Genomic DNA, 25,267 nt, shown 5'->3' on the forward strand with positions numbered 1-25,267 from the left:
ACCGCACGGCCCTGCGGATTCCTGCAGGGCCGCTGTCCGGCGCGGGTCACCGCGCCGGATTCAATCAGGTCAAGTGAGCCAGGTTGAGTCAGCCCGCTTGCCGCGCCGGCGCGCGATGCATCGCATCGCCCATGATCTGCAACACCTTCTGCGCATCCGCCGGCTTGACGAGGTGATGGTCGAACCCGGCCGCGCGTGACAGGACGCGATCGTGCGGCTGCCCGTACCCCGTCAGCGCGACGAACATTGCCCGCTCGGCCGCGGGGTGGGCGCGCAGGCGCGTCGCAAGCTCGTAGCCGGTCATGTCCGGCAGGCCGATATCGAGAATGAACGCGTCGACCGGCGCCAGCCGCGCCGCGCTTTCGATCGCGTCGGCAGCGCTGTGCGAGGCGTGCGCCTCGTGGCCGGCCATGCGCAGCACGTCCGCGAGCAGCACGGCGGCGTCGACGTTGTCGTCCACCACGACCACCCGCAACGGGCTGTCCGCGGCCGTGACGTGGGCGGCCGACCGGCGGCGTTCGTCCGGTGTGTCTTGCGACAGCGGCAGTTCCACCGTGAAGCGGCTGCCGGTGTTCGGGCCATCGCTGTCCACACTGATACGGCCGCCATGCAGCGCCACGATGCTGCGCACCAGCGCGAGGCCGATGCCGAGCCCGCCCTGGGAGCGGTCGGGCGTTCGCCTGCCCTGCGAGAACAGTTCGAACACGTTCGGCAGCAGCGCCGCGTCGATGCCGATGCCGTCGTCGGTCACCGTCACGCGCGCGACCTCGTCGGCGGTCTCGACGTCGACCGTGATGTGCCCACCCGGCGGCGTGTATTTCGCTGCGTTGTTGAGCAGGTTCACGACGACCTGCACGAGCCGCGTGCGGTCGCCGTGCACGCAGGGCGAGCCCCGCCCGGAGCGGATGCTCAGCGCATGGCCGCGCGATGCGATCAGCGGTCGGGACTGCTCGACGGCCGCGGCGATCACGCCCGACAGGTCCAGCGTCTCGGTCTCCAGCTGCACGAGACCCCGGGTGACCCGGGACACGTCCAGCAGGTCGTCGACGAGGGTCGTCAGGTGACTGATCTGCCGGCCGATCACCTCGGCCGACGCGCGCACGCGCGCCGGGTCGTCCGCCGCGAGCCTGAGCAGCTGCGCCGCGGTGCCGATCGGAGCCAGCGGGTTGCGCAGCTCGTGCGCGAGCATCGCGAGAAACTCGTCCTTGCGCCGATCGGCCTCGCGCAACGCCTCCTCGCGCTCGCCGAGCGCATCGAGCAGGCGGCGGCGCTCGTCGATGTCCGTGCACGTGCCCAGCCAGCGCACCACGTCGCCGTCGTCGACCCGCACCGGCACGCCCCGCGCGAGCACCCAGCGGTAATCGCCGGAGCGATGGCGCAGGCGGTACTCGGACTCGAACATGAGCCCGGACACACGGCTCTGCTCCCAGCGCTCTCGGACTCCGCCCACGTCGTCGGGATGCAGCAGCTGCGTCCATGCATCCCCGTCGCTCGCGCCCTCCGGCACGCCCGTGAACTCGTACCACTGCCGGTTGAAGTAGTCCGCGCAGCCGTCCGAGCGCGCCGCCCACACCATCTGCGGCACGGCCTCGGTGATCGTCCGGAACCTGCGCTCGCTGTCCCGCAGTTCGCGCTCCATGCGCGTGCGCTCCGAGACGTCCTGCTGGGCCGCCACGGCGCCGGTGATGTTGCCCGCGGCGTCGCGGACCGGGGACGCGCGCAACAGGATCGTGCATCGGCCGCCCGGCTGATCGAACGGCTCGATCTCGACGAGCTCGCCCCGCACTTCCTCGCCGCGCAGCGCACGCGCCATCGGCCAGTCCTCGGCGGCCAGGCGCTCGCCCTTGCGAGGCGACCCGTCCGGCCACCAGCCCTTCCACTCCACGTACTCGTCGACGCTCGCCGCCAGCGGGTGCTCGCCCCAGACGTCGCGCAACGCCGCGTTCGTGATTGTCAGCCGGCCGGCGACGTCCGCGTATGCGATCCCGACCGGGGTCGCCTCGAGCAGCGCGTCGAGCCGGCGGCGCTCGGTCTCAGCTGCCTCGGCGGCGCGGACCGCCGCGAGCGTCGTTTCCCGCAGCTCCGCTTCGATCTGTTTGCGCGCGGTGATCTCGACGACCGTGCCGAGCAGGCGCGTGGCTTCGCCGCTGGCGGACCGATAAAAGCTCCCGTGCACCGCGATCCAGTGCACCGACCCGTCCGCCCACACGACGCGGCATTCGAGGCTCCAGTCCTGTTCGGACTTCAGCGCCTGCTCGAACGCCTGCGCCACCTGCCCACGATCGTCCGGGTGGACGAAAGAAACAAACGTCTCGTAGCTCCAGTTCTCGACCGGCTCGTCGTAACCGAAGCAGCGATCGTGCAGGAACGAGGTCAGGGCCTTCCCCGTCGCTAGATCGAGCTCCCACGCGCCGAGTTGCGAGCTCGCAAGGATGAACCCCAGCCGCGCGACGGTCTCGCGCTGCTCCTCGCGGGTGCGATGCAGCTCGGTCACGTCGCGCGAGACCGACAGGATCGACCTCGGCGAGCCGTCCACGCCCGGCACCGGGGCCACGGTGACGTCCCACCACCGCGGCTTGCCCTTTGCAGTCGGGCAGAACGCGGTCAACCGCGCGCTCCTGCCCTCGCGCGCAGCTTCGATCATCGAAAGCAGCGCATCCCGGCTTTCTTCAGGCCATAAGCTGGTCCAGCGCTGGCCGCACAGCGGCGCGAAGTCATCGATCTCCATCGCGCACCGGCCGTTCTGGTTCATGTCCAGCAGCCGGCCCTCAAGGTCGAGCAGCTTGACGCAGTCCGGGCTGGCCTCGAACAGAAGTCCGTCCAGGCTGCCCGCCGCAGCGGTGCTCATGCGCGGTTTCTCCGGTTCATGCGATGCCACACCTGCAAACGTTAGCCGGCCATTCTGGCGCAGTTCAGTTCAGCGTCAGGTGAGGTCGCGTTCACGGCACGGCTGGGGGGCCGAACCGGGACGGCCTGCAGTTGCGCGCCGCCTGCGCGTCGCTACGCTGTGCGGCTCGCGGCGTCCGGCCGCGCGGAGCATGCATGACCAGTCCCACGGCCCCCATCCCTGCCCCCGCTGACGACCGCGAACGAGCGCGCCTCGACTGGACGCGCACAGCGTCCGACGAGCCGGCGCTCGAGCTCGTGCGCGCGTCCGCGGATGCGGGGTTTCGCAGCTACTGGCGCGGTGTGCGCGCCGACGGCACAACGGTCATCGTCATGGACTCCCCGCCGGACAAGGAAGATGTGCGGCCCTGGCTTCGCATCCGCGACCTGCTCGACGCCAACGGCGTGCGCGTGCCGCGCGTGCTCGCGCGCGATGTCGAGGCCGGCTTCCTGCTGCTCGAAGACCTCGGCGGCCCCACGCTGCTGCAGGTGATCGACGCCGATAACGCCGATGCGTGGTTCGACGCGGCCGTCGACCAGCTCCTCAAGCTGCAGGCGGTTCCCTGCCCGGACGATCTGCCCGTCTACGACGAGCCCCTGCTCGCGCGCGAGTTGCGTCTGTTCGACGAATGGTTCCTCGCGCGGCACCTGGGCGTCACGCTCGACTGCGACGACCTCGAACGCCTCGACCTCGTCTACCGCCGCCTTATCGATGCCGTGCTCACGCAGCCGCAGGTCTTCGTGCACCGCGACTTCATGCCGCGCAACCTCATGCCACTGCCCGGCGGCGATGTGGCCGTGCTCGATTTCCAGGACGCCGTGCGCGGCCCGATCGCCTATGACGCGCTGAGCCTGTTCAAGGACGCATTCCTGAGCTGGCCCGAAGCGCGCGTCGACGGCTGGCTCGCGCGCTACCACGCCCGCGCGCTGGAGGCTGGCCTGCCGGTGCCGCCGCTCGCGCGCTTCCAGCGCGATGCCGATTTCATCGGCGTGCAGCGCCACCTGAAGGTCATGGGCATCTTCGCGCGGCTGCACCACCGCGACAGCAAGCCCAAGTACCTTGAGGACGCGCCGCGCTTTCTCGCTTACCTCGACGCCGTCGTGCCGCGCCATCCCGAGCTCGCACCGCTGCTCGCGATCCTGGATCGACACGTGCGCCCTGCGCTCGCGGCCCGCGCATGAACGCGCTGATCTTCGCGGCGGGCCTCGGCGAGCGCATGCGTCCGCTGACCGACCGCACCCCCAAGCCGCTGCTGAGCGTCGGCGGCAAACCGCTCATCGTCTGGCATCTCGAAAAGCTCGCCACGGTCGGCGTGCGCCACGTGGTGATCAACACCAGCTGGCTGGCGGATCAGTTCCCCGTCGCGCTCGGCGACGGCGCACGCTGGGGCCTGCGCATTCGCTACTCGTTCGAGGGCGCAACGCCGCTGGAGACCGGCGGCGGCATGTGGAATGCGCTGCCGCTGCTCGACGGCGAGCCGAACGCACCGTTCATCGCGGTCAACGGCGACGTGTGGACGGACTACGACTTCGAGCGCCTGCCGACCGACCCGTCCGGCGACGCGCACCTCGTGCTTGTCCAGAACCCGTCGCACCACCCCGGCGGCGACTTCGCCCTCGATGAGGACGAGCTCGTGCGCGGCGACGGCCCGGTGCGGCGCACGTTCTCCGGCATCGGCGTCTACCGCCCCTCGCTGCTCGATCGCTGGCGCACCGTGATCGGCGACGCGCCTGGGGCGAACGTGCAGCCGCCGCGCTTCAAGCTCGCCCCGCTGCTGCGTGCGGCGATGGCCGATGACCGCGTGAGCGGCGAGCTGCACATGGGCGCGTGGACCGACGTCGGCACGCCCGAGCGCCTGGCCGAACTCGACGCCCGGCTCCGGGCCTGACGATCGACGATCGAGCGTCCGCGCGGGCCGTGCCCGCCTAGTCTTCCGGCGGCAGATGCCGGCAGAGCTCGCCGAACAGGCTGACGATCCGTGTAGCGAGATGGCTCTGGTCGGTGCGGTTCATGCGGGCCAAGGCCATGCGGATCGAGTCGCCGCCGTAGCGCATGTCGGCCACGAGTTCCTCGAAACGCACGTGCAGGCGCTCGGGCAAGTCCTGCGGATCGACGCGCGACAGGTGCGAATACGACGTCTCGAGCCGCGACTGCAGCTCGTCCGAGTCACACAACGCAAGCGATGCCAGCCGCAGGCAAGCGGCGGCGCGGTGGTAGTCCATGGTGTCTCCGCGAATCCCCCGCGCATTCTACGGTCGGCCCCGCATTGCGTGATCCGCGATCGGCTTGCCTTGCGCGCCGCCCAGCCCGCTGCCCGCGAGGCTGTACGGGCACGGTCGCCCTTCACTCGGCCGCCGGAACTGCCAGCTATCCTGCCCACCGCATGTCGCTTCCATCCGCCCCCGTATGAAGCTATCGGTATTCATCCAGTCCCGGATGGACGACATCCTCCACGAATGGGACACCTTCGCGCGGCAGGTGGCGCCCGAGGGCAGCGGCATGTCCGACGTGGCGCTGCGCGATCACGCACGCGAGATGCTCGAAGGCATCGTGCAGGAAATGGCGCACGCGCACCCGCGCAGTGCCGACGAGCGGCGGCTCCGCTCGCGGGAGGGCGGTGACGCATTCGAGGCCGGCAGCGCCGCGGCGCAGCACGGCGATCAGCGCCAGAGCGCCGACTTCACGCTGCTGCAGCTCAGCGCCGAGTTCCGCGTGCTGCGCGAGACGGTGATGCGCCTGTGGCTGCCCACGATCGAGCGACTCGACGCGGGCTGCGCCGACGAAATCGTGCGCTTCAACGAGGCGCTCGATCGCGCGCTCGCCGAATCCATCGTGGCCTACAGCGACCGCACGAACCAGACTCGCGAGCTTTTCCTGGCGGTGCTCGGCCACGACCTGCGGGCGCCGCTCGCGACGCTCGCACTGAGCGGTGCCTTGCTCGCACGGCCGGACCTGCCCGACGGGCGCCAGGGGGTGATCGCGGGTAACGTCACGCGCGCCACCCAGCTCATGCAGCGCATCGTCAACGACCTGCTCGGCTTTACGCGCACCCAGCTCGGCAAGGGCCTTCCGATCGAGCGCGGCCGCACGTCGCTGCAGCAGGTCATCAAAGACGCACTCGAGGACGCACGCGCGGCCTATCCGAACACACGCTTCGAGTGCGACATCGACGCCGCTCTGGTCGGCGACTACGACGGCACGCGCCTGTACCAGCTGTTCGTGAACCTGCTCGTCAATGCCGCGCAGCACGGCGCGGCCGACACGCCGGTACGCATCGAAGCGCATCGGGTCGGCGAGCGCCACGTCGTGCACGTGACGAACGAAGGCGTCCCGATCCCCGACGCCGCACTGCATTCCATCTTCAAACCGTTGGTGCAGCTGGACAGCGAAGGCGACGGCGACGATGGCCGGCCACGCACCAGCCTTGGCCTGGGGCTCTTCATTTCCCGCGAGATCGCCGAGGGCCATGACGGCACCATCGCGGTGCGCTCGAACCCGGCGCAGGGCACGCGATTTACCGTGGACCTGCCGTGCTCCGCGGACGCTGCGCACAGTGGCGATCAGGCCGGTCACGCGGCGGCGACGGTTTCACCCGCCGCGACGTAACAACGCTTGAACCGGCAGCGCGTCCGTGGGCGCGCAGTGGCTCCGAAAAAGCCTCAGTCCGCGGCGAGCAACGCGCGCAGGAACGGCACGGTCACGCGTCGCTTCGCCGCGAGCGAGGCGCGATCCAGCCGATCCAGCAACGATGTCAGTCCGCCGAGGTCCCGGCCGACGCGGCGCAGCAGCCAGTCGAGCGCCGCGTCCTCGATCACGAGCCCGCGCCGCTCGGCGCGTTGGCGCAGCAGTTCGCGGCGGTCGGCTTCATCAAGCGGCGCGAGCACGAGCCGCGTGCACTGGGACAGTCGCGATCGCAGGTCCGGCAGGTCGATCGCGAGCGCATCGGGCGCGTCGACCGCGGCGTAGAGCAGCGTCGAGCCGGCCGCGCGCAGCCGATTATGCGCGTCGAACAGGGCGACCTCGTCGTCGCGATCGCCCGCAATGTGTTCGAGGCCGTCGAGCGCAATCAACGCATTGCCTTCCAGCGCGACGAGCGCATCGCGTAAGCGACCTGCCGCCGCCTGTAACGGCAAGTACGCGGCGCGGCGCCCCGCCGCATCGGCGGCGGCGCAGCTCGCGAGCAGCAGGTGCGTCTTGCCGGTGCCGGGCGCGCCGACGAGGTAGAGCCAGTCCTCGGACTCGCCGGCGGCCGTGGCCTGCAGCTGTTCGAGCAGGCCGGCCGGCGCCGCGACATAGGCATCGAAGCGCTGGTCAGGCGCCGTTCGCAAGCTGAGCGGAAGCTGCGGGCCTGCCGGCCCTGGGTCCTGCATCGACGCCATCAGCGCGGCCCATGCTCCGAGCGCGCGGCAGACGTGTCGAGCACGAGCGCCGGTGCATCGCCCGCGTACAGGCGGCTGTGCGTGTAGCGCTCCTGCGCGTAGTGCAGCAGCACGTTCGCGACCGCCGCGACCGGCAGTGCGAGCAGCATGCCGAGAAAGCCGAACAGCTGGCCGCCCGCGAGCACCGCGAAAATCACCGCGACCGGGTGCAGGCCGATGCGATCGCCGACGAGCTTCGGCGTGAGCCAGTAGCTCTCGATGATCTGGCCGATGCCGAACACGGCCAGCACGCCGGCCACGTGCTTCCAGTCGCCGTACTGCACGAGCGCGGCGATGACCCCAAGCACGACGCCGCTGGCCGGGCCCAGGTACGGAACGAAGGTGAGCAAGCCCGCGACCATGCCGATCAGCAGGCCCAGGTCGAGGCCCACCATCCACAGCCCAACGCCGTACATCACGCCGAGGATCACCATGACCAGGAACTGGCCGCGCAGGAACGCGCCGAGCATGTCGCTGGAGTCGCGGGCGAGCTGCGTGAGCGTGGGCAGGTGACGCGGCGGGATGAGCATCGCAACGCGCGCAACCAGTCGGTCCCAGTCGCGCAGGAAGAAGAACGCGAGCACCGGCACCAGCACCGCGTTGACGGCGAGCGCGAGCAGCATCGAGCCCGAGCGCGTGATGTAGTCCAGAGCCGTTGCCGCGAAACCGCCCGCGCGCTCCCAGTTCTCACGCAGCATCCCGACCGCGTACTCGAAGTCGAGCCAGCGATCGAACTGCAGGTTCGTACGCTGCTCGACCCACGGCAGCAGCGTGTCGAGGAACCACTCGCGGTACCGCGGCAGCGACTCGACGAGCGTGATCACCTGTCGCTGGATCATCGGCACGAGCAGCAGCAGCACGGCGACCAGCACGAGCGTCATGGCCGTGAACACGATTGCAACCGCGGTCGACCGCGAGCGACCTGCGGCCTCGAGCCGGTCGACCAGCGGATCGCCAAGCCAGCCGAGCAGCGCCGCGAGTGCGAACGGCGTGAGCACCGGCGCAAGCAGCCACAGGACCCACAGCGCGAACAGCACGACGGCCGCCCATTGCAGGCGGCGCAGAAACTGCGCGATGTCCTCCAGGGGCGTCTGCGCTTCCATCAGCGCAGACGGAACTCGACCGGCGTGTCCGCCGTGGCGCCCGTCCCTGACGATGCGGCCTCGATCACCCCGCCGCCCGCGGTTGCCCGCTTGAAGCCTTCGACGCCGCTGATGAGTTCGAGGCGCAGTACGAGCCGTTCGGGCGACGCACTGACCGGAACGATGCGGCGCACGACGGCCTGCTGCTGCAGGTGCCCCATCAGGCGCAGGTAGTCGTCGGTGGTGTCCACGCCCGTGAACGCGACCGTGTATTCGCCGGCCGGGCCCGAACCCTCGCGCGGCTTCGAGTATTTCTTGAACAGCGCGTCGGCCGCGCCCTCGGCGCCGCCGGCCATTGCACGGCGCGCGTCGCGGTGCGCGGTCGACCACGTCGACAGCGTCTTGCCCTTGTCGACGAGCGTCCAATCGGCGACCCAGCCACCCTTGCCGTCACGGCGGAGCTTGCCGAGCACCTGGATCGGCGGCGCGTAGCGCTGCGACGCACGTGCGACCGCCGCGGTGTCGCCGCGCCAGATCGCCGCGACGAGCGCCTGCTCGGCCGCGTTGCCGGCGGGCAAGCCGAGCCGGTAGCCGAGTTCCACCGCGCGGTCGAGCACCGGGCGGGCCGCCGCAGCGCGGTCGAGGCCGACCAGGCGCGGGCCGCTGCCGTCGTCAATCGCGAGCCACAGCACCGGGCGCTGGCGCGGGTCCGGCCAGACCGGCAGGCCGAACGTGTCGATCAGCGCTTCGACCTCGTCCTTCTCGTAACGCGTGACGATCACGGTGCGGAAGCTCGGTGCGCCGCTCGCGGACACGCCCTCGTCCTGGCGGTAGTCGTAGCCCTCGACGAACTCGGACGCCTTGCGCAGCGCCGGGCCGACGCCGGGGCGCGAGGTGACGTTGCGGTCGCCCGTGATCTTCGTGAGCACCTCGACGAGGCCGCGTGCGAACGCCGCGTTGCGCTGCGCCGGCGCCTGGTTCGTCACCGTGACCTCGGCCGCGTACGGGCCCTGCGCCTTCGCGCGATCGCCCTCCACGCGCTGCGCCGAAGCGCCAAAACCCGCCAGCAGCAGCATCGCCGCCGCCATCCACCGTGCCGCCGTCCCACGTGCCGCGCGCGTCGCAAATGCCATTGCGCATCCTGCCCACTGAAAGCCGCCGGCATGGTGCCGCAGCGGGCGTGGCACGTCCATTCACATCGGGGGCCGCGGGCGCGTCGCTGCTAGAATCGCCGGCTTCTCCGCGACCGCCAGGCCCGCCGTGACCAGCTCGAACACCCCCACTCCGCTGACCTACCGCGACGCGGGCGTCGACATCGATGCGGGCAATGAGCTCGTCGAGCGCATCAAGCCGATGGTCAAGCGCAGCTTCCGTCCCGAGGTCATGGGCGGGCTCGGCGGATTCGGCGCGCTGTTCGACCTGTCCAAGAAGTATCGCGAGCCGGTGCTGGTCTCGGGCACCGACGGCGTCGGCACCAAGCTCAAGCTTGCGCAGCAGCTCGGCCGCCACGACACCATCGGCATCGACCTCGTCGCCATGTGCGTCAACGACGTGCTCGTGCAGGGCGCCGAACCGTTGTTCTTCCTCGATTACTTCGCGACCGGCAAGCTCGACATCGACACCGCGGCCGCGGTCGTCGGCGGCATCGCCCGCGGCTGCGAGCTCTCGGGTTGCGCGCTGATCGGCGGCGAGACCGCCGAGATGCCCGACATGTACGCACCCGGCGAATACGACCTCGCCGGCTTCTGCGTGGCCGGCGTCGAAAAGAGCGAACTGCTGGACGGCGGCCGCGTGCAGGCCTGCGACGTGCTGATCGGCATCGCCTCGAGCGGCCCGCATTCGAACGGCTACTCGCTGATCCGCCGCATCTTCGACCGCGCCGGCCGCCCGGCCGACCTCGACCTCGGCGGCGAACGCCTCATCGACGCGCTGATGGCGCCGACGCGGCTGTACGTGAAGCCGGTGCTCGAACTGCTCGGCCGCGGCAACGGCCCGACCGACGCGGACAAGTCCGCGCGCATCCACGCGATGGCGCACATCACCGGCGGCGGCCTGACCGAGAACATCATCCGCGTGATCCCCGACGGCCTCGGCCTCGAGATCGACGCGTCTACGCTCGTGCTGCCGCCGGTGTTCGACTGGTTGCAGCGCGAAGGCGCGGTCGCGCGCGAGGAGATGTGGCGCACGTTCAACTGCGGCGTCGGCTTCGTGCTCGCGGTCGCGCCGGCCGACGTCGCGGCGGTGACCGCCGACCTCGACCGCCTCGGCTTGCCCCACCGTGCGATCGGCCAGGTCGTGCGCGCCAGCGGCGACGAGCGCGTGCGCATCGGCTGATCGCGTCACGGCCGGGTCAGCAGCGCGGCCGGGCCGGATCGAATCGTCGCCCGGATGAGCTGCAGCACCCGCGACGCACCGCCGGACTCCCCATGCCCCACCCCGACTCTCCGCTCCGCCTCGCCGTGCTCGCCTCCGGTCGCGGCAGCAACCTGCAGGCGCTCATCGATGCGATCGGCGAGGGCCGGCTGCACGCGCGCATCGTCGGCGTATTCTCCGACCGGCGCGACGCGCTCGCGCTGCAGCGCGCCCGTGACGCGGGCCTACTCGCCGAAGCACTCCGGGCGCGGGATTTCGACACGCGGCTGGAATTCGACGCCGCACTGTTCGAACGGGTCGATGCCGTTCAGCCCGACCTCATCGTCTGCGCGGGATACATGCGCCTGCTCGGACAACCCGTCGTCGAGGCACACCGCGGTCGCATGCTCAACATCCACCCCTCGCTGCTGCCCGCGTTCAAGGGCCTGCGCACGCACGAGCAGGCGCTTGCTGCGGGCGCGCCCGTGCACGGCGCCAGCGTGCACTTCGTGACCCCGGAGCTCGATGGCGGCCCGGTGATCGCGCAAGCCCGCGTGCCGGTGCGTGGCGACGACGACGCGCCCGCGCTGGCCGCACGGGTGATCGCGCGCGAGCACCCGCTGCTCGTCGAGACGCTGCGACTTTTTGCCCAAGGTCGCGTTGCACTGCAGAGCGAGCACGTGCACCTCGATAGAGCGCCGCTCCCCGCACCGCTCCAGCTCGACGCCGACGACCGGCTGCCCGCATGAGCCGCGCCGTCTCCCACGCTCGCCGCCTGTACTTCACATGCGTCGTGTTGCTGTTGTCCCTGTTCGCGGGCGGCGCACAGGCCCTTGAGCCGTTCGTCGCGCAGTACGCGGTCTACCGCGGCGGTGACGCGCTCGGCGAAGCCACGATGCGCCTGACCCCGGGCGAACGCGGCCGCTGGCGCGTCGATCTCGTCATGCGCGGCACCGGCCTGCTTCGCATCGCCGGACTCAACGCGGAGCAGAGCACCGTGTTCGACACCGAGGGCGGCGTCTACCGCCCGCTCAGCCAGGCGACCGTGCGCCGCACGGTGTTCACCCGCCGGCAGACCACGGGCGTCTACGATTGGGCGACTCGTCAGGCTCGCTGGCAAGGGGACGTCAAGAAAACACGCCGTGCGCCGGTGCCACTGCAACCGGGGGACATGAGCGGTCTGCTGATCAACCTGGCCGCCGTCCGTGACGCCCGGCCCGGTGCAACGCTCGAGTACCGGTTCGTCGACGACGGCCGCACCCGGCTGCACCGGTACGCGGTTGCCGACGCGCTCGAGCCGGTGTCGGTCGGCGACCTGCGCTACGACGCGATGCGCGTCGCCCGCGTGCAGCACGGCGGGGACGAGACGGTGCTGTGGATTGTCGACGGCGTGCCGACGCCGGTGCGCCTGCTGCAGCGCGAAGACGGCCGAGACACGTTCGACCTGCGATTGATCGAATACACAGGAACCCAATGACGATGGCGATGCCCACCACCCCGCTCCGCCTGCTCACCGCGGCCGCGCTGCTGCTTGCAAGCCTGCCCGCGCTCGCGGTCAAGCCGTTCAACGCGACGTACCAGGCCAATTACATGGGCATGCTCGGCAACGGGCGCATGACGCTCGAGCCTGCGGGCGACGACCGCTGGCGTTACACGCTCAGCATCAAGAACCAGCTCGCCGACCTGAGCCAGGTCACGGTGTTCGAGGAGCACGACGGGCAGCTGCGCCCGATCTCCGGCACCGACGTGTCGAACGTGCTCGTCAAGAAGTCGAATAAGAAGGCGAACTACGACTGGCAGCGCGGCGTCGCGACCTGGAGCGGCGACGTCAAGCCCGATCGCAGCGGGCCGATCGCGCTGCAGCCGGGCGATCTGGACGCCCTGCTTATCAACCTCGCGCTCGTGCGCGACCACGCCGCCGGCAAGCCGCTCAAGTACCGCATGGTCGACGGCGGGCGCGTCAAGCAACTGCACTACACCGTCGCCGGCAAGGAGACGATCGACGTCGACGGCAAGCAGCGCCCGGCGACGAAGGTCGTCGCCAACGATGGCGGCAAGCAGACGACGGCGTGGATCGTCGAAGGCCTGCCCGTGCCGGCGCGCATCGTGCAGAAGGACGGCGGCACCGAGTCGGTCGATCTGCGGGTCCAGTCCGTGCGCTGAGCGTCTGCGCTCTCCGCAATCGAAAAGCCCCGCATCCGCGGGGCTTTTTTCGTACCAGAACCGCCGCGTCAGCTGATGCGGCGGATCCGAGCGCCGAGCGCGCCGAGCTTGGCCTCGATGTTCTCGTAGCCGCGATCGAGGTGGTAGATGCGGTCGATCGTCGTCTCGCCGTCGGCCACGAGGCCGGCGAGGATCAACGACGCGGACGCCCGCAGGTCGGTCGCCATGACCGGCGCGCCGCTGAGCCGCTCCGTGCCGCGCACGACCGCCGTGTGCCCGTCGACGCGGATGTCCGCGCCGAGCCGCACCAGCTCGTTGACGTGCATGAAGCGGTTTTCAAAGATCGTCTCGTTGATCACCGCCACGCCGTCGGCGATGCAGTTGAGCGCCATGAACTGCGCCTGCATGTCGGTCGGGAACGCCGGATGCGGCGCGGTCGTGAGGTTCACCGCGCGCGGGCGGCGTCCGCCCATGTCGAGCGTGATCGTGTCGGCGGTGCACTCGATCTGCGCACCGGCCTCCTTGAGCTTGTCGATGACCGCGTCGAGCGTGTCGGGCCGCGCATGCGTCGCAGTGATGCGCCCGCCCGTCATCGCCGCGGCGACGAGGAAGGTGCCGGTCTCGATGCGGTCCGGCACGACGGAATGTTCGCCGCCGTGCAGACGCTCGACGCCGTGCACGACGATGCGGTTGCTGCCCGCACCCTCGACGCGCGCCCCCATCGCATTGAGGCATTGCGCGAGGTCGACGATCTCGGGCTCCATCGCCGCGTTCTCGAGCACGGACGTGCCCTCCGCGAGCGTCGCCGCCATCAGCACGTTCTCGGTTGCGCCGACGCTCACGATGTCGAACACGTGCCGCGCGCCGCGCAGTCGCTCGCAACGCGCCTTGATGTAGCCGTTCTCGACGGTGATCTCGGCGCCAAGCGTCTGCAGCCCCTTGATGTGCAGGTCGACCGGGCGCGAACCGATCGCGCAGCCGCCGGGCAACGAGACTTCGGCATGGCCGTACTTCGCGAGCAGCGGCCCGAGCACGAGCACGGAGGCGCGCATCGTCTTGACGAGGTCGTACGACGCGACCTGGCTGTTCACCGTGGTCGGGTCGACTTCGATCACGCCGTCGCCGCGGTCGATCACGCCCGCGCCGAGCTGGGTGAGCAGCTTTTCGGTGGTCACCACGTCGTGCAGTCGGGGCACGTTCGAGATGCGCACCGGCGCGTCGGCGAGCAGCGTCGCGCACAGGATCGGCAGCACCGCGTTTTTCGCACCGGAAATGCGCACTTCGCCGTTCAGCGCGGCGCCGCCTTCTACAACGATCTTCTGCATGGGCTCAGCGTCAGGGTCGGTCAACGGGAGGACGCGGCGTTCCCGGCGCATCCGTCACGACAATGCGGACTCCGCGCTCCGCGCGGAATAAGGTGAGGCGGCCGCTCAGCGCGCGGCTTCGTCCGAGGTCACGGTTTTCAGGGCCAGCGCGTGGATCTCGCCGCCCATTCGGTCGCCGAGCGTCGCGTACACCATGCGGTGGCGCGCGAGCGGGAGCTTGCCGGCAAACGCGTCGCACACGACGGTGGCTTCGAAATGCACGCCGTCGTCGCCGCGCACGTCCGCGCTCGCGCCCGGCAGGCCTTGCTCGATAAGGGTCTTGATGGTGTCTGCGTTCACGGTCGCGCCTGATGGAGCGATGCGGCCCGTTCGCGCCGCGTTGGGCAGCCGCCGGCGCACCGCATAGAATGGCCGATTAGCCTAGCGGAAACACCCCCGGTCCGAAATGGCAACCCGTCCACGCATTGCCGAATCCGCCGACATCGCAGCCAGCGGCCGCCGCGTCTTTGAAATCGAAGCGCAGGCGCTTGCTGCCGTGGCCGCGCGCATCGACGGCGACTTCACCGCCGCCTGCCGATTGATCCTGGAATCACGCGGCCGCGTCGTCTGCACCGGCATGGGCAAGTCCGGCCACATCGCGCGCAAGATCGCGGCGACGCTTGCGTCGACCGGTACGCCCGCGTTCTACGTGCATCCGGGCGAGGCCGCGCACGGCGATCTGGGCATGATCACCGACGCCGACATCGTGCTCGCGCTGTCGTACTCGGGCGAGAGCGACGAGATCCTAACCGTGCTGCCGGCGCTCAAGCGCCAGGGCAACGCGGTGATCGCGATGACCGGTCGCCCGCATTCGACGATGGCGCGCGAAGCGGACCTGCACCTCGACATCAGCGTGCCCGCCGAGGCCTGCCCGCTCGCGCTTGCGCCGACGTCGAGCACGACCGCATCGCTGGCGATGGGCGACGCACTCGCGGTTGCGCTGCTCGAGGCGCGCGGCTTCACGGCCGACGACTTCGCACGCTCGCACCCGGCCGGCGCGCTGGGCCGCCGCCTGCTGCTGCACATCGGCGACGTCATGCACGCCGGCGACGACGTCCCGCGTGTGCAGGCAAACGCCAGTATCAGCGCGGCGCTCGTCGAGATGAGTCGCAAGCGCCTGGGCATGACGGCCGTCGTCGAAACCGACGGCACGCTGCTGGGGCTGTTCACCGACGGCGATCTGCGCCGCCTGATCGACGACGCACAGGTCGACCTGCGCACGACGCGCATCGATGCGGTGATGACGCGCGACCCGAAGACCATCCACGCGACGGCGCTTGCGACCGAGGCCGCGCAGCTCATGGAAACGCACAAGATCGGCGGCGTGCTCGTCGTCGATGAAGCGAACCGGGTGGTCGGCGCGCTCAACATCCACGACCTGCTGCGCGCTCGAGTCGTCTAACCGGCATGAGGCGATATGCGCGGCGGGCGCCACAACCCGATCCGCTGCGTCCGCTCCTGCCTGCACATGCACGCACCAACGCTCCATTGCCGATCGAGTCACCCACGCGCCGGTAGCCTCGGCGCTTCGCTTTCCCGTCCTTGTCCCGCCGCCCCGACCAGCGAACCCGATGCCCGCCCACGCGCCCCAGCCTGACGACCTCCACGCCCGCGCCGCGCGCATCCGCCTCGCGTGCTTCGACGTCGACGGCACGCTGACCGACGGGCGTCTTTTGTTCGACACCGAAGGCCGCGAACTCAAGGCGTTCCACGTGCACGACGGTCAGGGCCTCGTACTGCTGCGCAAGAGCGGGATCACCGTTGCGTTCGTGACCGCGCGCGTCAGCACGATCGCGCAGCAACGCGGGGCGGAACTCGGACTGACCGAAGTGCACACCGCCGTGCCCGACAAGCTCGCCTGCGTGCGCGACATCGCGCAGCGACACGGCCTGTCACTCGATGAGGTGTCGTTCATGGGCGATGACTTCCCGGACCTTGCCCCGATGGCGCAGGTGGGCCTTTCCGTCGCACCGGCCGACGCGCACGCCTGGACGCGCGAACGCGCGCACTGGGTCACGCACGCCGAAGCCGGTCGCGGCGCAGCGCGTGAGCTGTGCGACGCGATTCTCACGGCGCAAGGGCGACTGGATGCCCTGCTCGGCGGCGCATCGGCCCCGACGGGACGGCAGTCGTGAGTTGGCGCGGATGGCTCACGGTCCTGCTGCTGGGGGCCGCGCTGGTCACCGGCTGGTCGGTCTGGCACCAGCGCGCCGACGCGCCCGTCGTGGCCGTGGGCGAAACGCGTTCGGACTACGTGCTCGAGGATTTCGAACTCGTCGCGCTGGACGAATCCGGCCGCGAGTCGTTCACGCTGCGCGCGCCGCGGCTCGTGCGCGATCCCGACCAGGAATCGCTCGACATCGTGACACCGGTGTTCAAGATCCCCGCCGGCCCCGATGCGTCGACCGGCGACTGGGACGTGCGCGCTCAGCGCGGCTGGGTCAGCGCCGGGGGCGACGAGTTGCGCCTGCGCGGCGACGTGCAGGCGCGCAGCGTCGACGTCGACGGCCGGCCCGTCTCGATGACCACGCAGCAACTGAACGTCTTCCCCGAAACCAAGCGCGCTACGTCCCCGGTTGAAACCACGGTCAGGCAGCCGGGTCTTATACTGAATGGGCAGCGCCTCGAAGCCGAACTGGATGCGAAGCGCGTGCACCTCGAAGACGTCAAGGCCCGATATGAACGCACTGCGCGCTAGCTCGCTCGCCCTGCTGCTTACGCTTTCGACCTGCCCGGTCGTGGCCGACGCACGCTCGTCCGATCGCAACCAACCGATGGACATCGACGCCGGCGCAACCGATTACTCGCTCGATGATCGGCGGCCTACCGTGCTCTCGGGCAATGTGGAAATTACACAGGGCACGCTCGACATCCGCTCCGACCGCGCCGAAATCACGCAGAAAGGCGGTGAGCCGGTCCGCGTCGTGCTCAGCGGCGGTCCGGTGAAGCTCAATCAGCAGCTCGACGACGGCTCGCCCATGAGCGCGACCGCGAGCAAGGTCGATTACGACCTCACGACCGAGATCGTCATTTTCATCGGCAACGTGGCCATCAAGCAGCCGCGCGGCTCGCTGACCGGCGAGCGCGTGGTCTACAACATGCGCACGGGCCAGGTGCAGAGCGGCGGCAAGGACTCCGGCCGCGTGAAGATGCGCATCCTGCCGCGAAACGCCCAGGGCGGCGGCTGATGCTGGTTGCCGAGGGCCTGCGCAAGTCCTACCGCTCGCGCGAGATCGTGCGCGACTTCGGTCTGACGCTCGACGCGGGTGAGGTGGTCGGCCTGCTCGGGCCGAACGGCGCGGGCAAGACGACGTGCTTCTACATGATCGTCGGGCTCGTGCCGACCGATGCCGGTCGCATCGTGCTCGACGGACAGGACATCACCTCGGCGCCGATGTACGCGCGTGCCAAGCACGGCGTCGGGTACCTGCCGCAGGAACCGTCGGTGTTCCGCAAGCTGTCAGTCGCCGACAACATCATGCTGGTGCTCGAAGTGCGCGACGACCTCGATCGCGCCGGCCGCGTGCGCGAGTTGGCGGCGCTGCTCGAGGAACTGCAGATCACGCACGTGGCCGACCAGATCGGCGCAAGCCTGTCGGGCGGCGAGCGCCGGCGCGTCGAGATCGCACGTGCGCTCGCGGCCAAACCGAGACTTATTCTTCTCGATGAGCCGTTCGCTGGTGTCGACCCGATCTCGGTCGGCGAGATCCAGCGCATCGTGCGCCACCTCAAGAACCGCGGCATCGGCGTGCTGATCACCGATCACAACGTGCGCGAGACGCTCGGCATCTGCGACCGTGCCTACATCCTCCACGACGGCGGCGTGCTCGCCCAGGGCGCTCCGGACGAACTGCTTGCCAACCCCGACGTGCGCCGCGTCTATCTCGGTGACACGTTCCGGTTGTAAGGTCGGCATCACCGGCGATCTTCACCGCTTGCGAAGCCGCGCCGGGCCAACATCGTGCTCACCGGGCGGCCCTGCGCCGCCGTCATGAAGGTCGCGCCGCCGCGTCGATGAAGCCCCGCCTGCAAGCCACCCTTGGACAGCACCTGGTGATGACGCCGCAGTTGCGGCAGGCGATCCGGTTGCTGCAATTATCTGCGGTGGAACTCGAGGCAGAACTCGTAACGGCGGTCGAATCGAACCCGTTGCTCGACTGGGCCGAAGCCGCGCCCGACGTCGCGCTGCCGGAGTCCGCTGACGATGTCGCGCCGCCCGAAGCAGCGTCGGTGCCCGATGACGACCCTTGGGCGGGCAGCGACGGCGAGACGTGGTACGAGCGGTCGGGCCCCAGTGATCGCGACGACGACATCCCGGCGGCCGAACAGGTCGCCGACGGCGAGACCCTGCACGATCATCTGTTCTGGCAGCTGCACCTGAGCCCGTTCTCGCCGCGGGACCGCGTCATTGGCGTGGCACTGATCGAAGCAATCGACGACGACGGCTACCTGCGCGAGCCGCTGGAGGCGATCGCCGAGTCCCTGAAGCCCGAGATCGACGCCGAGATCGACGAGATCACGACGGTGCTGCATCAGGTGCAACGCTTCGACCCGGTCGGCGTCGGCGCACGCTCGGTCGGCGAGTGCCTGTGCCTGCAGCTGGAAGCGATCGTCGGCGACGCGCCGGCCCGCGAGCTCGCGTGCGAGATCGCGAAGGGCCCGCTCGAACGTCTGCCGCGTATCGGCGTGTCCGGCGTCGCCGCGGAGTTGCGCCGCCCTGAAGGCGACGTCGAAGCCGCGGTGCAGTTGCTGCGCTCGCTCGATCCGCGCCCGGGCGCGCAGATCGGCGCGATGCCGGGCGACACGTTTGTCACGCCGGACGTCGTGATTTGGCGCCAGCACGGTGTCTGGCGCGTCGCACTCGCCGAAGGCATGCGTCCGCGCGTGGGCATCCACCGCGGCTACGAGAACATGATCCGGGGCGCCAGCAGCGCGGACGCGAGCTACCTGCGGGGCCACCTCCAGGAGGCACGCTGGCTGCTCAAGAGTCTGGAGGCGCGCGGCGACACGCTGCTCAAGGTCGCGCGCTGCCTGATCCGCCAACAGGCGGCGTACCTCGAGTTCGGCGACAGCGCGCTGCGGCCGCTGACGCTGCGCGAGGTGGCCGCCGAAGTCGGCCTGCACGAGTCGACAGTTTCGCGCGCGATCGCACGCAAGTACGCGCGCACGCCGCGCGGGACGATGCCGCTGCGTGCGTTCTTCGCGTCGGGCATCGACACCGGCGGCGGCGGCGAGGCGTCGAGCACCGCGATCCAGTCGATGATCCGCCGCCTCATCGAGGCCGAGAACCCGCGCAAGCCGCTGTCGGACGCGCGGCTTGCTGAGACGCTCAAGGCCAGCGGCGTGCCGGTTGCCCGTCGCACCGTCGCGAAGTACCGCGAGGCGATGCATATCCCGTCGTCGCAGGACCGGGTCCGCATCGCCTGAACGTGCACACCCTGCTCCGCCTAAGGGACGTCCGTTAAGCGACGCGGATGCCGTCGTCGATGGGACGCGACCGCGGTGCGATATGCTGGTTCTCCGTCGAGTCGGAGGCGTCCCATGCGCATCGAAACCCACGGTCAACAGGTTGAAGTCACGCCGGCGCTGCGAAGCTACGTGGAAACCAAGCTCGAGCGATTGCAGCGGCACTTCGACCAACCGTTCGTGGAAGTGCGCGTGCTCCTCGTGCTCGACAAGACGGTGCAGCGCGCCGAAGGTACGGTGAACATTGCCGGCCGCACCATGCACGCGGACGCCACCGGCGTCGACATGTACGCGGCGATCGACCTGCTTACCGACAAGCTCGATCGGCTGCTGATGAAGCACAAGGAAAAGCTCGTCGACCACCATCGCGGCGAGAGCCTCGCGCGCAACGGCGAGCTTGGCTGAAGCCACGCGGCGTTTCGATCCAGGGGGCGAACGAACATGCCGATGCGGGACCTGCTCAGCGCTGCGCGCGTGGCGATCGTGCGCGACGCGTCCGACGGCGCCGACGTGATCGACGCCGCCGCGCAGTTGCTCGCCGACCCGGCGCAGCCGGGTCAGGCGAGCGTCATCGCCGCGAGCCTGCATGCGCGGGAGACGCTGGCGAGCACCGCGATTGGCCACGGCGTGGCGATCCCGCATGCACGCATTGCCACGCTCGACGCGAGCCGCGGCGCCTTCCTGCGCGTCTCGCCGCCGGTGCCGTTCGGCGCGAGCGACAACGCGCCCGTGGACCTCGTGCTGGCCCTCGCCGTCCCCGAACACCACGTGCAGCAGCACCTGCATCGGCTCGCCGAGCTCGCCGAGTATTTTGCCGATGCCGACTTCCGCGCGCGGCTTCGCGAAGCCGACGACCTGGAGGCCCTGCGCATGCTGTTGCTCGAGTCCGAAGCCCCGACGCCATGACCCCGTCCCCGATGAACGCGCGCATCACCGCGCTCGAACTGTTCGATCAGCAGCGCGAATCGCTGGGCCTGCGTTGGATCGCCGGTCACCGCGGCGAGACGCGCCGGCTCGAAGCGCAGAACACGCTCGCGCGCCGACCGTCGCTGGCCGGCTACCTCAATACGATCTACCCGAACAAGGTGCAGATCCTCGGCAGCGAGGAGCTCGCGTGGCTCGACGGACTCGAGCCGCGCACGCGCTGGGAAACGATCGAAAAGATCATGCAGTACCGCCCGCTCGCGCTCGTGATCAGCAAGGACCAGTCGTGCCCGGAAGACCTGCGCATCGCGTCGGAGGAGACCGACACGCCGCTGTGGGTGTCCCCGCGCCGCGGCCATGAGCTCTTCAATCACCTGCAATACCACCTCGCGCGCAAGCTCGCGCCGCGCATCACGCTGCACGGCGTGTTCATGGAGCTCTACTCGATCGGTGTGCTGATCACGGGCGAGTCCGGCGCAGGCAAAAGCGAGCTTGCGCTCGAACTCGTGACGCGCGGCCATCGCCTCGTTGCTGACGACGCCCCCGAATTCACGCAGATCGCGCCCGATGTTCTCGACGGCACCTGCCCCGAGCTGCTGCAGGACATGCTCGAAGTGCGCGGCCTCGGCGTGCTCAACGTGCGCCAGATGTTCGGCGACACGGCGGTCAAGCGGAACAAGTACCTGCGCCTCATCGTGCATCTCACGCAGCCGTCGCTGTATGCCGAGCCGAGCGGCCTCGAGCGCATCACCGGTGATCTCGGCGCGCGCCGCGTGCTCGATCTCGACGTGCCGCTGATCACCCTGCCCGTCATGCCCGGCCGCAACCTCGCGGTGCTCACCGAAGCCGCGACGCGCACGCACATCCTGCGCCAGAAGGGCGTCGACCCCGCCGCCGCGTTCATGGCGCGCCACAGTCATTTCCTGGAGCGAGGAGACACGTGAACACGCCCCTGCCCACCCTGATCATCGTCAGCGGCATGTCCGGCTCGGGCAAGTCCGTTGCGCTCAAGACGCTCGAAGACGTCGACTTCTACTGCGTCGACAACCTGCCCGCCGAGTTGCTGCCGCAGTTCGTGCAGACCGTCGATGCCGACGACGGCGCGCCGACGAAGCTCGCCGTGAGCATCGACGTGCGCAACCGCCGCGACCTCGCAAACCTCCCTGACTGGCTCTCCGCCGTCGGCGCGCTCGGATTCGACCCGCGGCTGGTGTTCTTCGAAACCGACGACGCCGTGCTGCTCAAACGCTACGCCGACACCCGCCGTCGCCATCCGCTGAGCGCACTCGGCCTCGCGCTGGCGGATGCCATCGCGCTCGAGCGACAGGTGCTCAAGCCGATGCGGCAGATTGCGGATGTGGTGATCGACACCAGCGCGATGAACGTGCACCAGTTGCGTCGGCACCTCATCAAGGAGTTCGCGCTTGGCGGCGACACCGAAATGTCGCTGCTGTTCGAATCATTCGCCTACCGACGCGGCGTTCCGCCGGACGCGGATTTCGTGTTCGACGCGCGCGGCCTGCCCAACCCGCACTGGAACGCAACGCTGCGCCCGCTGTCGGGCCGCGACGGCGCGGTGCGCGAGCATCTGGACGCCGATCCGGACGTCGCGCTCTACGCCGGACAGGTGAGCGGCTTCCTCGACACGTGGCTGCCGCGGCTGCAGTCGGATTCGACACGCAGCTACGCCACCGTTGCGTTCGGCTGCACCGGCGGCCGCCACCGCTCCGTGTACCTCGCCGAGCGCATGGCCGAGCACGCACGTGCGCGCGGTTGGAACGAGGTGGCCGTGCATCACCGTGAGCTCGATTGATTTGCCGGCGGCACACGATGCTTCGGCAGCGGGTTGCGGCCGCTCTGCGGAGCGCCGGATCACCGCGTGATGTAGCGCGGCCGCGCTTCCGGCGCGTCACGGTCGTCTGTTAACGTCCGGCCATGGCCGTTGGCGTTCTGCTCATCACCCACGAAGGCATCGGCACCGCGCTGCGCGCAGTCGCCACACGCCTCGTGTGCCCGTTGCCTCTCGCCGTTGAGGTGTTCGAGGTGCCGTTCGACGGCGATCTCGACATCTTGCTGCCGAAGGCGAGCGTCGCGCTGCGACGCGCCGACTCGGGCGACGGCGTGCTCGTGCTGACCGATCTGTACGGCGCGACGCCGAGCAACCTCGCCGCGCGCGTGGCCCACCTCGGCACGCCCGTGCACCGTGTGTCGGCGCTGAGTCTTCCGATGCTGCTCCGCGTGCTGAACTATGCCGAGCAACCGTTCGACGCCCTCGCTGCGGTGGCCGCCGCCGGGGCCCGCAACGGCGTGGTGGTCGACGATGCCTAACGGCGGCCAGCACGCGCGTGCATATTCGACCGCGGCTGCCGCCACGTGGCGAGCGAGTTGCGCCTCCCCTGCTCCACGCGCGTGCGCCTGGTGCCGCGTGTCCTCCCGAATTCCGAACTCGCTCTTCAGGCCCACATGATCGAACGCGACCTCGTTGTCTCCAACCGCCTCGGCCTGCACGCGCGGGCCACCGCGAAACTCGTGCAGCTGCTGTCGGGCTTCAAATCCAGCGCAACGCTCACGGCAAAAGGTCGCGAAATCAACGCCAAGAGCATCATGGGCGTGATGCTGCTCGCCGCCGGCCAAGGCACCCAGGTGCGGCTGCGCGTCGAGGGCGAGGACGAAGCTGCCGCGGCCGAGGCGGTGCAGGCGCTGTTCGACCGTCGCTTCGACGAGGACAACTGACGCATGCGGCAAGCGTTCCAGGGACACGGCGCCTCGCGCGGGAGCGCGCTCGGGCGCGCACGCGTGCGCCTGCCTGCAACGCTCGACGTGCTCGAAGAGCACATCCCGGCGGACGCCGTCGACGCCGAACTCGATCGCGTCCACGACGCGATCAGCCGCGTGCGCACGGAAATGCATGCGCTGCGCGGCCGGCTCCACGGCGCACTCGCGCACGAAGTCGGCGAATTCCTCGACCTGCACGCACTGCTGCTCGACGACCCCGAGCTGCTGCAGGGCCTCGATGACCTGATCCGCCAGAACGCCTACAGCGCGGATTACGCACTCAAGCTGCAGCGCGACCGCATCGCCGCGGTGTTCGAAGCGATGGACGACGCCTATTTCCGCAGCCGTGTGGAGGACATCGACCAGGTCATCGGCCGCGTCCGCGCGGCGCTGCATTCGCACGACGGCGAGCCGCGCGGTCGCGCCGGCGACATCCTGGTGTGCGAGACGATCGCGCCGGCCGAACTTGCGCAGCTGCAGAGCGAAGGCGTGCTCGCGGTCGTCACCACGCAGGGCAGCCCGCTTTCGCACACGGCTATCCTCGCGCGCAGCCTGCACCTGCCACTCATCGTCAGCGCGTCGCTCGCGCTGCAAAAACTCAACGACGGCGACGTGCTCTGCGTCGACGGCGGCAGCGGCACCGTGGTACTGGAGCCGGACGCCGACGACCTCCGCGAGCACCGCGAGCGCGTGCGCGACCATGCGCGCGAGCGTCGCCAGCTCAATCGCCTGCGCCGCGAACCCTCGCGCACGCTGGACGGCGTCGACATCCGGCTGTGGGCAAACGCCGAATCGCGCGAGGACGTTGCCGAGGCACACGCGCTCGGTGCGGCGGGCGTGGGCCTGTATCGCACCGAATTCCTGTTCCTGCAGCGCAGCGAGTTGCCCGACGAGGAAGAACAGTTCCGCGCGTATCGCGACCTCGTGCTCGGCATGACCGGCCGCACGGTGACGATCCGCACGCTCGATCTGGGCGCGGACAAGGCCGACCGCGCGGGCCTCGCGCTGCGGCATGAGCCGAACCCCGCGCTCGGCCTGCGCGGCGTGCGCCTTTCGCTCGCGAACAGCCATCTGTTCGACGTGCAGCTGCGCGCGTTGCTCCGCGCGTCGGATTACGGGCCGGTCCGCATCCTCGTGCCGATGATCACGACGCGTGAGGAGATCGTCGGCGTACGCGCGCGCATCGACCGCCTGGCCGCGCAGCTGCGCAGCGAAGGCCATCAGATCGCCGACGAGGTGCCGCTCGGCGCGATGATCGAAGTGCCCGCGGCAGCGCTCGCGCTCCCGGGCTACATCGACGACATCGACTTCCTCTCGATCGGCACGAACGATCTGGTCCAGTACCTGCTCGCCGCCGATCGCAACAACGACGCACTCGGCGACCTGTACACGCCGCTGCACCCCGCCTTGCTGCGCATGCTGCGCGGCGTGATCCGGCGCGCGAATGCGCGCGGCAAGCAGGTGGCGGTTTGCGGCGAGATCGCAGGCGACACGCGCTTCACCGCGCTGCTGCTCGCGCTCGGCCTGTCGGAGTTCAGCCTGCATCCCGGGCTGCTGCTCGAAGTGCGCCACACCGTGCGTCATTGCGATCTGGCGCGCCTGCGGGCCGCTGCGCCAAGCCTGATGCGCGCGCGTGATCGCGCGGACATCCTCGACTGGCTGCGCACGAACACCGTAGCCTAAAGCGCGGATGTTCGTGTCCTGCTCCGTGCAGGTCGCCAGCACGCGTCCGCGTGACGGGAGCCCCGTTGCCGCACATCCCGCTGTCCATGCCGGACCCATGCGGGCGATAATCCGCGCCATGAACACCTGATTCGGTCGTTCCCCGCGCGGCGG

General features: G+C 69.9%; 27 protein-coding genes. 20 read left to right on the forward strand and 7 right to left on the reverse strand.

The annotated features are described in order from the left end of the window. Positions 1 to 88: 88 nt before the first annotated feature. Positions 89 to 2,848, reverse strand: coding sequence for a hybrid sensor histidine kinase/response regulator (locus tag IE075_RS06725; protein WP_189454494.1), 2,760 nt, complete (start codon positions 2,846 to 2,848; stop codon positions 89 to 91). 194 nt (positions 2,849 to 3,042) lie between these two features. Between IE075_RS06725 and IE075_RS06730 the strand changes: the two genes are divergently transcribed. Together IE075_RS06730 and murU are read left to right on the forward strand one after the other, a co-directional pair. Continuing rightward, positions 3,043 to 4,068: an aminoglycoside phosphotransferase family protein gene (locus IE075_RS06730; RefSeq protein WP_189454496.1), complete on the forward strand. Its 1,026-nt coding sequence runs from the start codon at positions 3,043 to 3,045 to the stop codon at positions 4,066 to 4,068. Continuing rightward, positions 4,065 to 4,775: an N-acetylmuramate alpha-1-phosphate uridylyltransferase MurU gene (murU, locus tag IE075_RS06735; protein WP_189454497.1), complete on the forward strand. Its 711-nt coding sequence runs from the start codon at positions 4,065 to 4,067 to the stop codon at positions 4,773 to 4,775. The genes IE075_RS06730 and murU overlap by 4 nt, the downstream gene beginning before the upstream one ends. 37 nt (positions 4,776 to 4,812) lie before the next feature. On the opposite strand, the gene IE075_RS06740 is transcribed toward murU, so the two are convergent. After that, the gene (locus tag IE075_RS06740; RefSeq protein ID WP_189454500.1) at positions 4,813 to 5,109 is read right to left on the reverse strand and encodes a hypothetical protein; all 297 of its coding nucleotides are present in this window, start codon (positions 5,107 to 5,109) and stop codon (positions 4,813 to 4,815) included. Between the two features lie 184 nt (positions 5,110 to 5,293). Between IE075_RS06740 and IE075_RS06745 the strand changes: the two genes are divergently transcribed. Further along, positions 5,294 to 6,493, forward strand: a complete 1,200-nt coding sequence (locus IE075_RS06745) for a sensor histidine kinase (protein ID WP_189454502.1) — start codon at positions 5,294 to 5,296, stop codon at positions 6,491 to 6,493. A 53-nt stretch (positions 6,494 to 6,546) separates the two neighbouring features. Here IE075_RS06745 and hda read toward each other — a convergent pair whose 3' ends face one another. Genes hda through IE075_RS06760 form a run of 3 tightly spaced genes read right to left on the reverse strand, consistent with a single transcriptional unit; the run spans position 6,547 to position 9,520 of the window. Beyond that, positions 6,547 to 7,257 (reverse strand): DnaA regulatory inactivator Hda, encoded by a 711-nt coding sequence (gene hda / locus IE075_RS06750; protein ID WP_189454504.1) that lies wholly within the window; start codon positions 7,255 to 7,257, stop codon positions 6,547 to 6,549. Positions 7,258 to 7,265: 8 nt separating this feature from the next. Beyond that, positions 7,266 to 8,408 carry an AI-2E family transporter gene (locus IE075_RS06755; RefSeq protein ID WP_189454506.1) on the reverse strand — a complete coding sequence of 381 codons (1,143 nt, stop codon included), beginning with the start codon at positions 8,406 to 8,408 and terminating at the stop codon, positions 7,266 to 7,268. Then, positions 8,408 to 9,520, reverse strand: a complete 1,113-nt coding sequence (locus IE075_RS06760; RefSeq protein ID WP_229792349.1) for a DUF2066 domain-containing protein — start codon at positions 9,518 to 9,520, stop codon at positions 8,408 to 8,410. The genes IE075_RS06755 and IE075_RS06760 overlap by 1 nt, the downstream gene beginning before the upstream one ends. A gap of 127 nt (positions 9,521 to 9,647) precedes the next feature. Between IE075_RS06760 and purM the strand changes: the two genes are divergently transcribed. The 4 genes from purM to IE075_RS06780 all read left to right on the forward strand — a co-directional run bounded on the left by purM (position 9,648) and on the right by IE075_RS06780 (position 12,902). Then, positions 9,648 to 10,721 carry a phosphoribosylformylglycinamidine cyclo-ligase gene (purM, locus tag IE075_RS06765; RefSeq protein ID WP_189454508.1) on the forward strand — a complete coding sequence of 358 codons (1,074 nt, stop codon included), beginning with the start codon at positions 9,648 to 9,650 and terminating at the stop codon, positions 10,719 to 10,721. Between the two features lie 92 nt (positions 10,722 to 10,813). Beyond that, entirely contained in the window at positions 10,814 to 11,488 is a 675-nt protein-coding gene (gene purN / locus IE075_RS06770) for a phosphoribosylglycinamide formyltransferase (RefSeq protein ID WP_189454511.1), read from the forward strand. Continuing rightward, positions 11,485 to 12,216, forward strand: coding sequence for a DUF3108 domain-containing protein (locus IE075_RS06775; protein ID WP_189454513.1), 732 nt, complete (start codon positions 11,485 to 11,487; stop codon positions 12,214 to 12,216). The genes purN and IE075_RS06775 overlap by 4 nt, the downstream gene beginning before the upstream one ends. Positions 12,217 to 12,218: 2 nt before the next feature. Continuing rightward, complete coding sequence (locus tag IE075_RS06780) at positions 12,219 to 12,902, forward strand: DUF3108 domain-containing protein (RefSeq protein ID WP_189454515.1); 684 nt, start codon at positions 12,219 to 12,221, stop codon at positions 12,900 to 12,902. A 68-nt stretch (positions 12,903 to 12,970) separates the two neighbouring features. On the opposite strand, the gene murA is transcribed toward IE075_RS06780, so the two are convergent. Together murA and IE075_RS06790 are read right to left on the reverse strand one after the other, a co-directional pair. After that, the gene (gene murA, locus IE075_RS06785) at positions 12,971 to 14,227 is read right to left on the reverse strand and encodes a UDP-N-acetylglucosamine 1-carboxyvinyltransferase (protein ID WP_189454517.1); all 1,257 of its coding nucleotides are present in this window, start codon (positions 14,225 to 14,227) and stop codon (positions 12,971 to 12,973) included. 105 nt (positions 14,228 to 14,332) lie between these two features. Next, positions 14,333 to 14,566 (reverse strand): BolA family protein, encoded by a 234-nt coding sequence (locus tag IE075_RS06790; protein WP_189454519.1) that lies wholly within the window; start codon positions 14,564 to 14,566, stop codon positions 14,333 to 14,335. Between the two features lie 106 nt (positions 14,567 to 14,672). On the opposite strand from IE075_RS06790, the gene IE075_RS06795 reads away from it, so the two are divergent. The 13 genes from IE075_RS06795 (at position 14,673) to ptsP (ending at position 25,114) form a co-directional block, all read left to right on the forward strand. Continuing rightward, positions 14,673 to 15,668 (forward strand): KpsF/GutQ family sugar-phosphate isomerase, encoded by a 996-nt coding sequence (locus tag IE075_RS06795; protein WP_189454522.1) that lies wholly within the window; start codon positions 14,673 to 14,675, stop codon positions 15,666 to 15,668. Positions 15,669 to 15,837: 169 nt separating this feature from the next. Next, positions 15,838 to 16,401 carry a KdsC family phosphatase gene (locus IE075_RS06800; protein ID WP_189454524.1) on the forward strand — a complete coding sequence of 188 codons (564 nt, stop codon included), beginning with the start codon at positions 15,838 to 15,840 and terminating at the stop codon, positions 16,399 to 16,401. Next, entirely contained in the window at positions 16,398 to 16,964 is a 567-nt protein-coding gene (gene lptC, locus IE075_RS06805; protein ID WP_189454526.1) for an LPS export ABC transporter periplasmic protein LptC, read from the forward strand. The genes IE075_RS06800 and lptC overlap by 4 nt, the downstream gene beginning before the upstream one ends. Beyond that, positions 16,945 to 17,454 (forward strand): lipopolysaccharide transport periplasmic protein LptA, encoded by a 510-nt coding sequence (lptA, locus tag IE075_RS06810; protein WP_189454527.1) that lies wholly within the window; start codon positions 16,945 to 16,947, stop codon positions 17,452 to 17,454. The genes lptC and lptA overlap by 20 nt, the downstream gene beginning before the upstream one ends. Next, on the forward strand, positions 17,454 to 18,173 hold the full coding sequence (lptB, locus tag IE075_RS06815; protein ID WP_189454529.1) for an LPS export ABC transporter ATP-binding protein: 720 nt from the start codon (positions 17,454 to 17,456) through the stop codon (positions 18,171 to 18,173). Before lptA ends, lptB begins: the two co-directional genes overlap by 1 nt. Positions 18,174 to 18,280: 107 nt before the next feature. After that, entirely contained in the window at positions 18,281 to 19,693 is a 1,413-nt protein-coding gene (locus IE075_RS06820) for an RNA polymerase factor sigma-54 (protein ID WP_189454532.1), read from the forward strand. 114 nt (positions 19,694 to 19,807) lie between these two features. Next, a complete protein-coding gene (gene hpf, locus IE075_RS06825; protein WP_189454534.1) occupies positions 19,808 to 20,137 on the forward strand; it encodes a ribosome hibernation-promoting factor, HPF/YfiA family in 330 nt (109 codons plus the stop codon). Between the two features lie 36 nt (positions 20,138 to 20,173). After that, the gene (locus tag IE075_RS06830; protein WP_189454536.1) at positions 20,174 to 20,638 is read left to right on the forward strand and encodes a PTS sugar transporter subunit IIA; all 465 of its coding nucleotides are present in this window, start codon (positions 20,174 to 20,176) and stop codon (positions 20,636 to 20,638) included. Between the two features lie 11 nt (positions 20,639 to 20,649). Next, on the forward strand, positions 20,650 to 21,600 hold the full coding sequence (hprK, locus tag IE075_RS06835; protein WP_189454873.1) for an HPr(Ser) kinase/phosphatase: 951 nt from the start codon (positions 20,650 to 20,652) through the stop codon (positions 21,598 to 21,600). After that, on the forward strand, positions 21,597 to 22,469 hold the full coding sequence (gene rapZ, locus IE075_RS06840) for an RNase adapter RapZ (protein ID WP_268244916.1): 873 nt from the start codon (positions 21,597 to 21,599) through the stop codon (positions 22,467 to 22,469). Before hprK ends, rapZ begins: the two co-directional genes overlap by 4 nt. Before the next feature lie 122 nt (positions 22,470 to 22,591). Then, positions 22,592 to 22,984 carry a PTS sugar transporter subunit IIA gene (locus IE075_RS06845; RefSeq protein ID WP_189454538.1) on the forward strand — a complete coding sequence of 131 codons (393 nt, stop codon included), beginning with the start codon at positions 22,592 to 22,594 and terminating at the stop codon, positions 22,982 to 22,984. 135 nt (positions 22,985 to 23,119) lie between these two features. Beyond that, positions 23,120 to 23,389 carry an HPr family phosphocarrier protein gene (locus IE075_RS06850; protein ID WP_189454539.1) on the forward strand — a complete coding sequence of 90 codons (270 nt, stop codon included), beginning with the start codon at positions 23,120 to 23,122 and terminating at the stop codon, positions 23,387 to 23,389. A 3-nt stretch (positions 23,390 to 23,392) separates the two neighbouring features. Then, complete coding sequence (gene ptsP, locus IE075_RS06855; RefSeq protein WP_189454542.1) at positions 23,393 to 25,114, forward strand: phosphoenolpyruvate--protein phosphotransferase; 1,722 nt, start codon at positions 23,393 to 23,395, stop codon at positions 25,112 to 25,114. Positions 25,115 to 25,267 lie beyond the last annotated feature (153 nt).

It is taken from the genome of Cognatilysobacter bugurensis, assembly GCF_014652095.1.
Taxonomy (GTDB): Bacteria; Pseudomonadota; Gammaproteobacteria; order Xanthomonadales; family Xanthomonadaceae; genus Cognatilysobacter; species Cognatilysobacter bugurensis.

Coding starts and splice junctions, on each gene's coding strand:
- IE075_RS06725 (WP_189454494.1), bottom strand. CDS start 2,848: ATGAGCACCGCTGCGGCGGGCAGCCTGGACGGACTTCTGTTCGAGGCC.
- IE075_RS06730 (WP_189454496.1), top strand. CDS start 3,043: ATGACCAGTCCCACGGCCCCCATCCCTGCCCCCGCTGACGACCGCGAA.
- murU (WP_189454497.1), top strand. CDS start 4,065: ATGAACGCGCTGATCTTCGCGGCGGGCCTCGGCGAGCGCATGCGTCCG.
- IE075_RS06740 (WP_189454500.1), bottom strand. CDS start 5,109: ATGGACTACCACCGCGCCGCCGCTTGCCTGCGGCTGGCATCGCTTGCG.
- IE075_RS06745 (WP_189454502.1), top strand. CDS start 5,294: ATGAAGCTATCGGTATTCATCCAGTCCCGGATGGACGACATCCTCCAC.
- hda (WP_189454504.1), bottom strand. CDS start 7,257: ATGCAGGACCCAGGGCCGGCAGGCCCGCAGCTTCCGCTCAGCTTGCGA.
- IE075_RS06755 (WP_189454506.1), bottom strand. CDS start 8,408: ATGGAAGCGCAGACGCCCCTGGAGGACATCGCGCAGTTTCTGCGCCGC.
- IE075_RS06760 (WP_229792349.1), bottom strand. CDS start 9,520: ATGGCATTTGCGACGCGCGCGGCACGTGGGACGGCGGCACGGTGGATG.
- purN (WP_189454511.1), top strand. CDS start 10,814: ATGCCCCACCCCGACTCTCCGCTCCGCCTCGCCGTGCTCGCCTCCGGT.
- IE075_RS06775 (WP_189454513.1), top strand. CDS start 11,485: ATGAGCCGCGCCGTCTCCCACGCTCGCCGCCTGTACTTCACATGCGTC.
- IE075_RS06780 (WP_189454515.1), top strand. CDS start 12,219: ATGGCGATGCCCACCACCCCGCTCCGCCTGCTCACCGCGGCCGCGCTG.
- murA (WP_189454517.1), bottom strand. CDS start 14,227: ATGCAGAAGATCGTTGTAGAAGGCGGCGCCGCGCTGAACGGCGAAGTG.
- IE075_RS06795 (WP_189454522.1), top strand. CDS start 14,673: ATGGCAACCCGTCCACGCATTGCCGAATCCGCCGACATCGCAGCCAGC.
- IE075_RS06800 (WP_189454524.1), top strand. CDS start 15,838: ATGCCCGCCCACGCGCCCCAGCCTGACGACCTCCACGCCCGCGCCGCG.
- lptA (WP_189454527.1), top strand. CDS start 16,945: ATGAACGCACTGCGCGCTAGCTCGCTCGCCCTGCTGCTTACGCTTTCG.
- lptB (WP_189454529.1), top strand. CDS start 17,454: ATGCTGGTTGCCGAGGGCCTGCGCAAGTCCTACCGCTCGCGCGAGATC.
- IE075_RS06820 (WP_189454532.1), top strand. CDS start 18,281: ATGAAGCCCCGCCTGCAAGCCACCCTTGGACAGCACCTGGTGATGACG.
- hpf (WP_189454534.1), top strand. CDS start 19,808: ATGCGCATCGAAACCCACGGTCAACAGGTTGAAGTCACGCCGGCGCTG.
- IE075_RS06830 (WP_189454536.1), top strand. CDS start 20,174: ATGCCGATGCGGGACCTGCTCAGCGCTGCGCGCGTGGCGATCGTGCGC.
- hprK (WP_189454873.1), top strand. CDS start 20,650: ATGAACGCGCGCATCACCGCGCTCGAACTGTTCGATCAGCAGCGCGAA.
- IE075_RS06845 (WP_189454538.1), top strand. CDS start 22,592: ATGGCCGTTGGCGTTCTGCTCATCACCCACGAAGGCATCGGCACCGCG.
- IE075_RS06850 (WP_189454539.1), top strand. CDS start 23,120: ATGATCGAACGCGACCTCGTTGTCTCCAACCGCCTCGGCCTGCACGCG.
- ptsP (WP_189454542.1), top strand. CDS start 23,393: ATGCGGCAAGCGTTCCAGGGACACGGCGCCTCGCGCGGGAGCGCGCTC.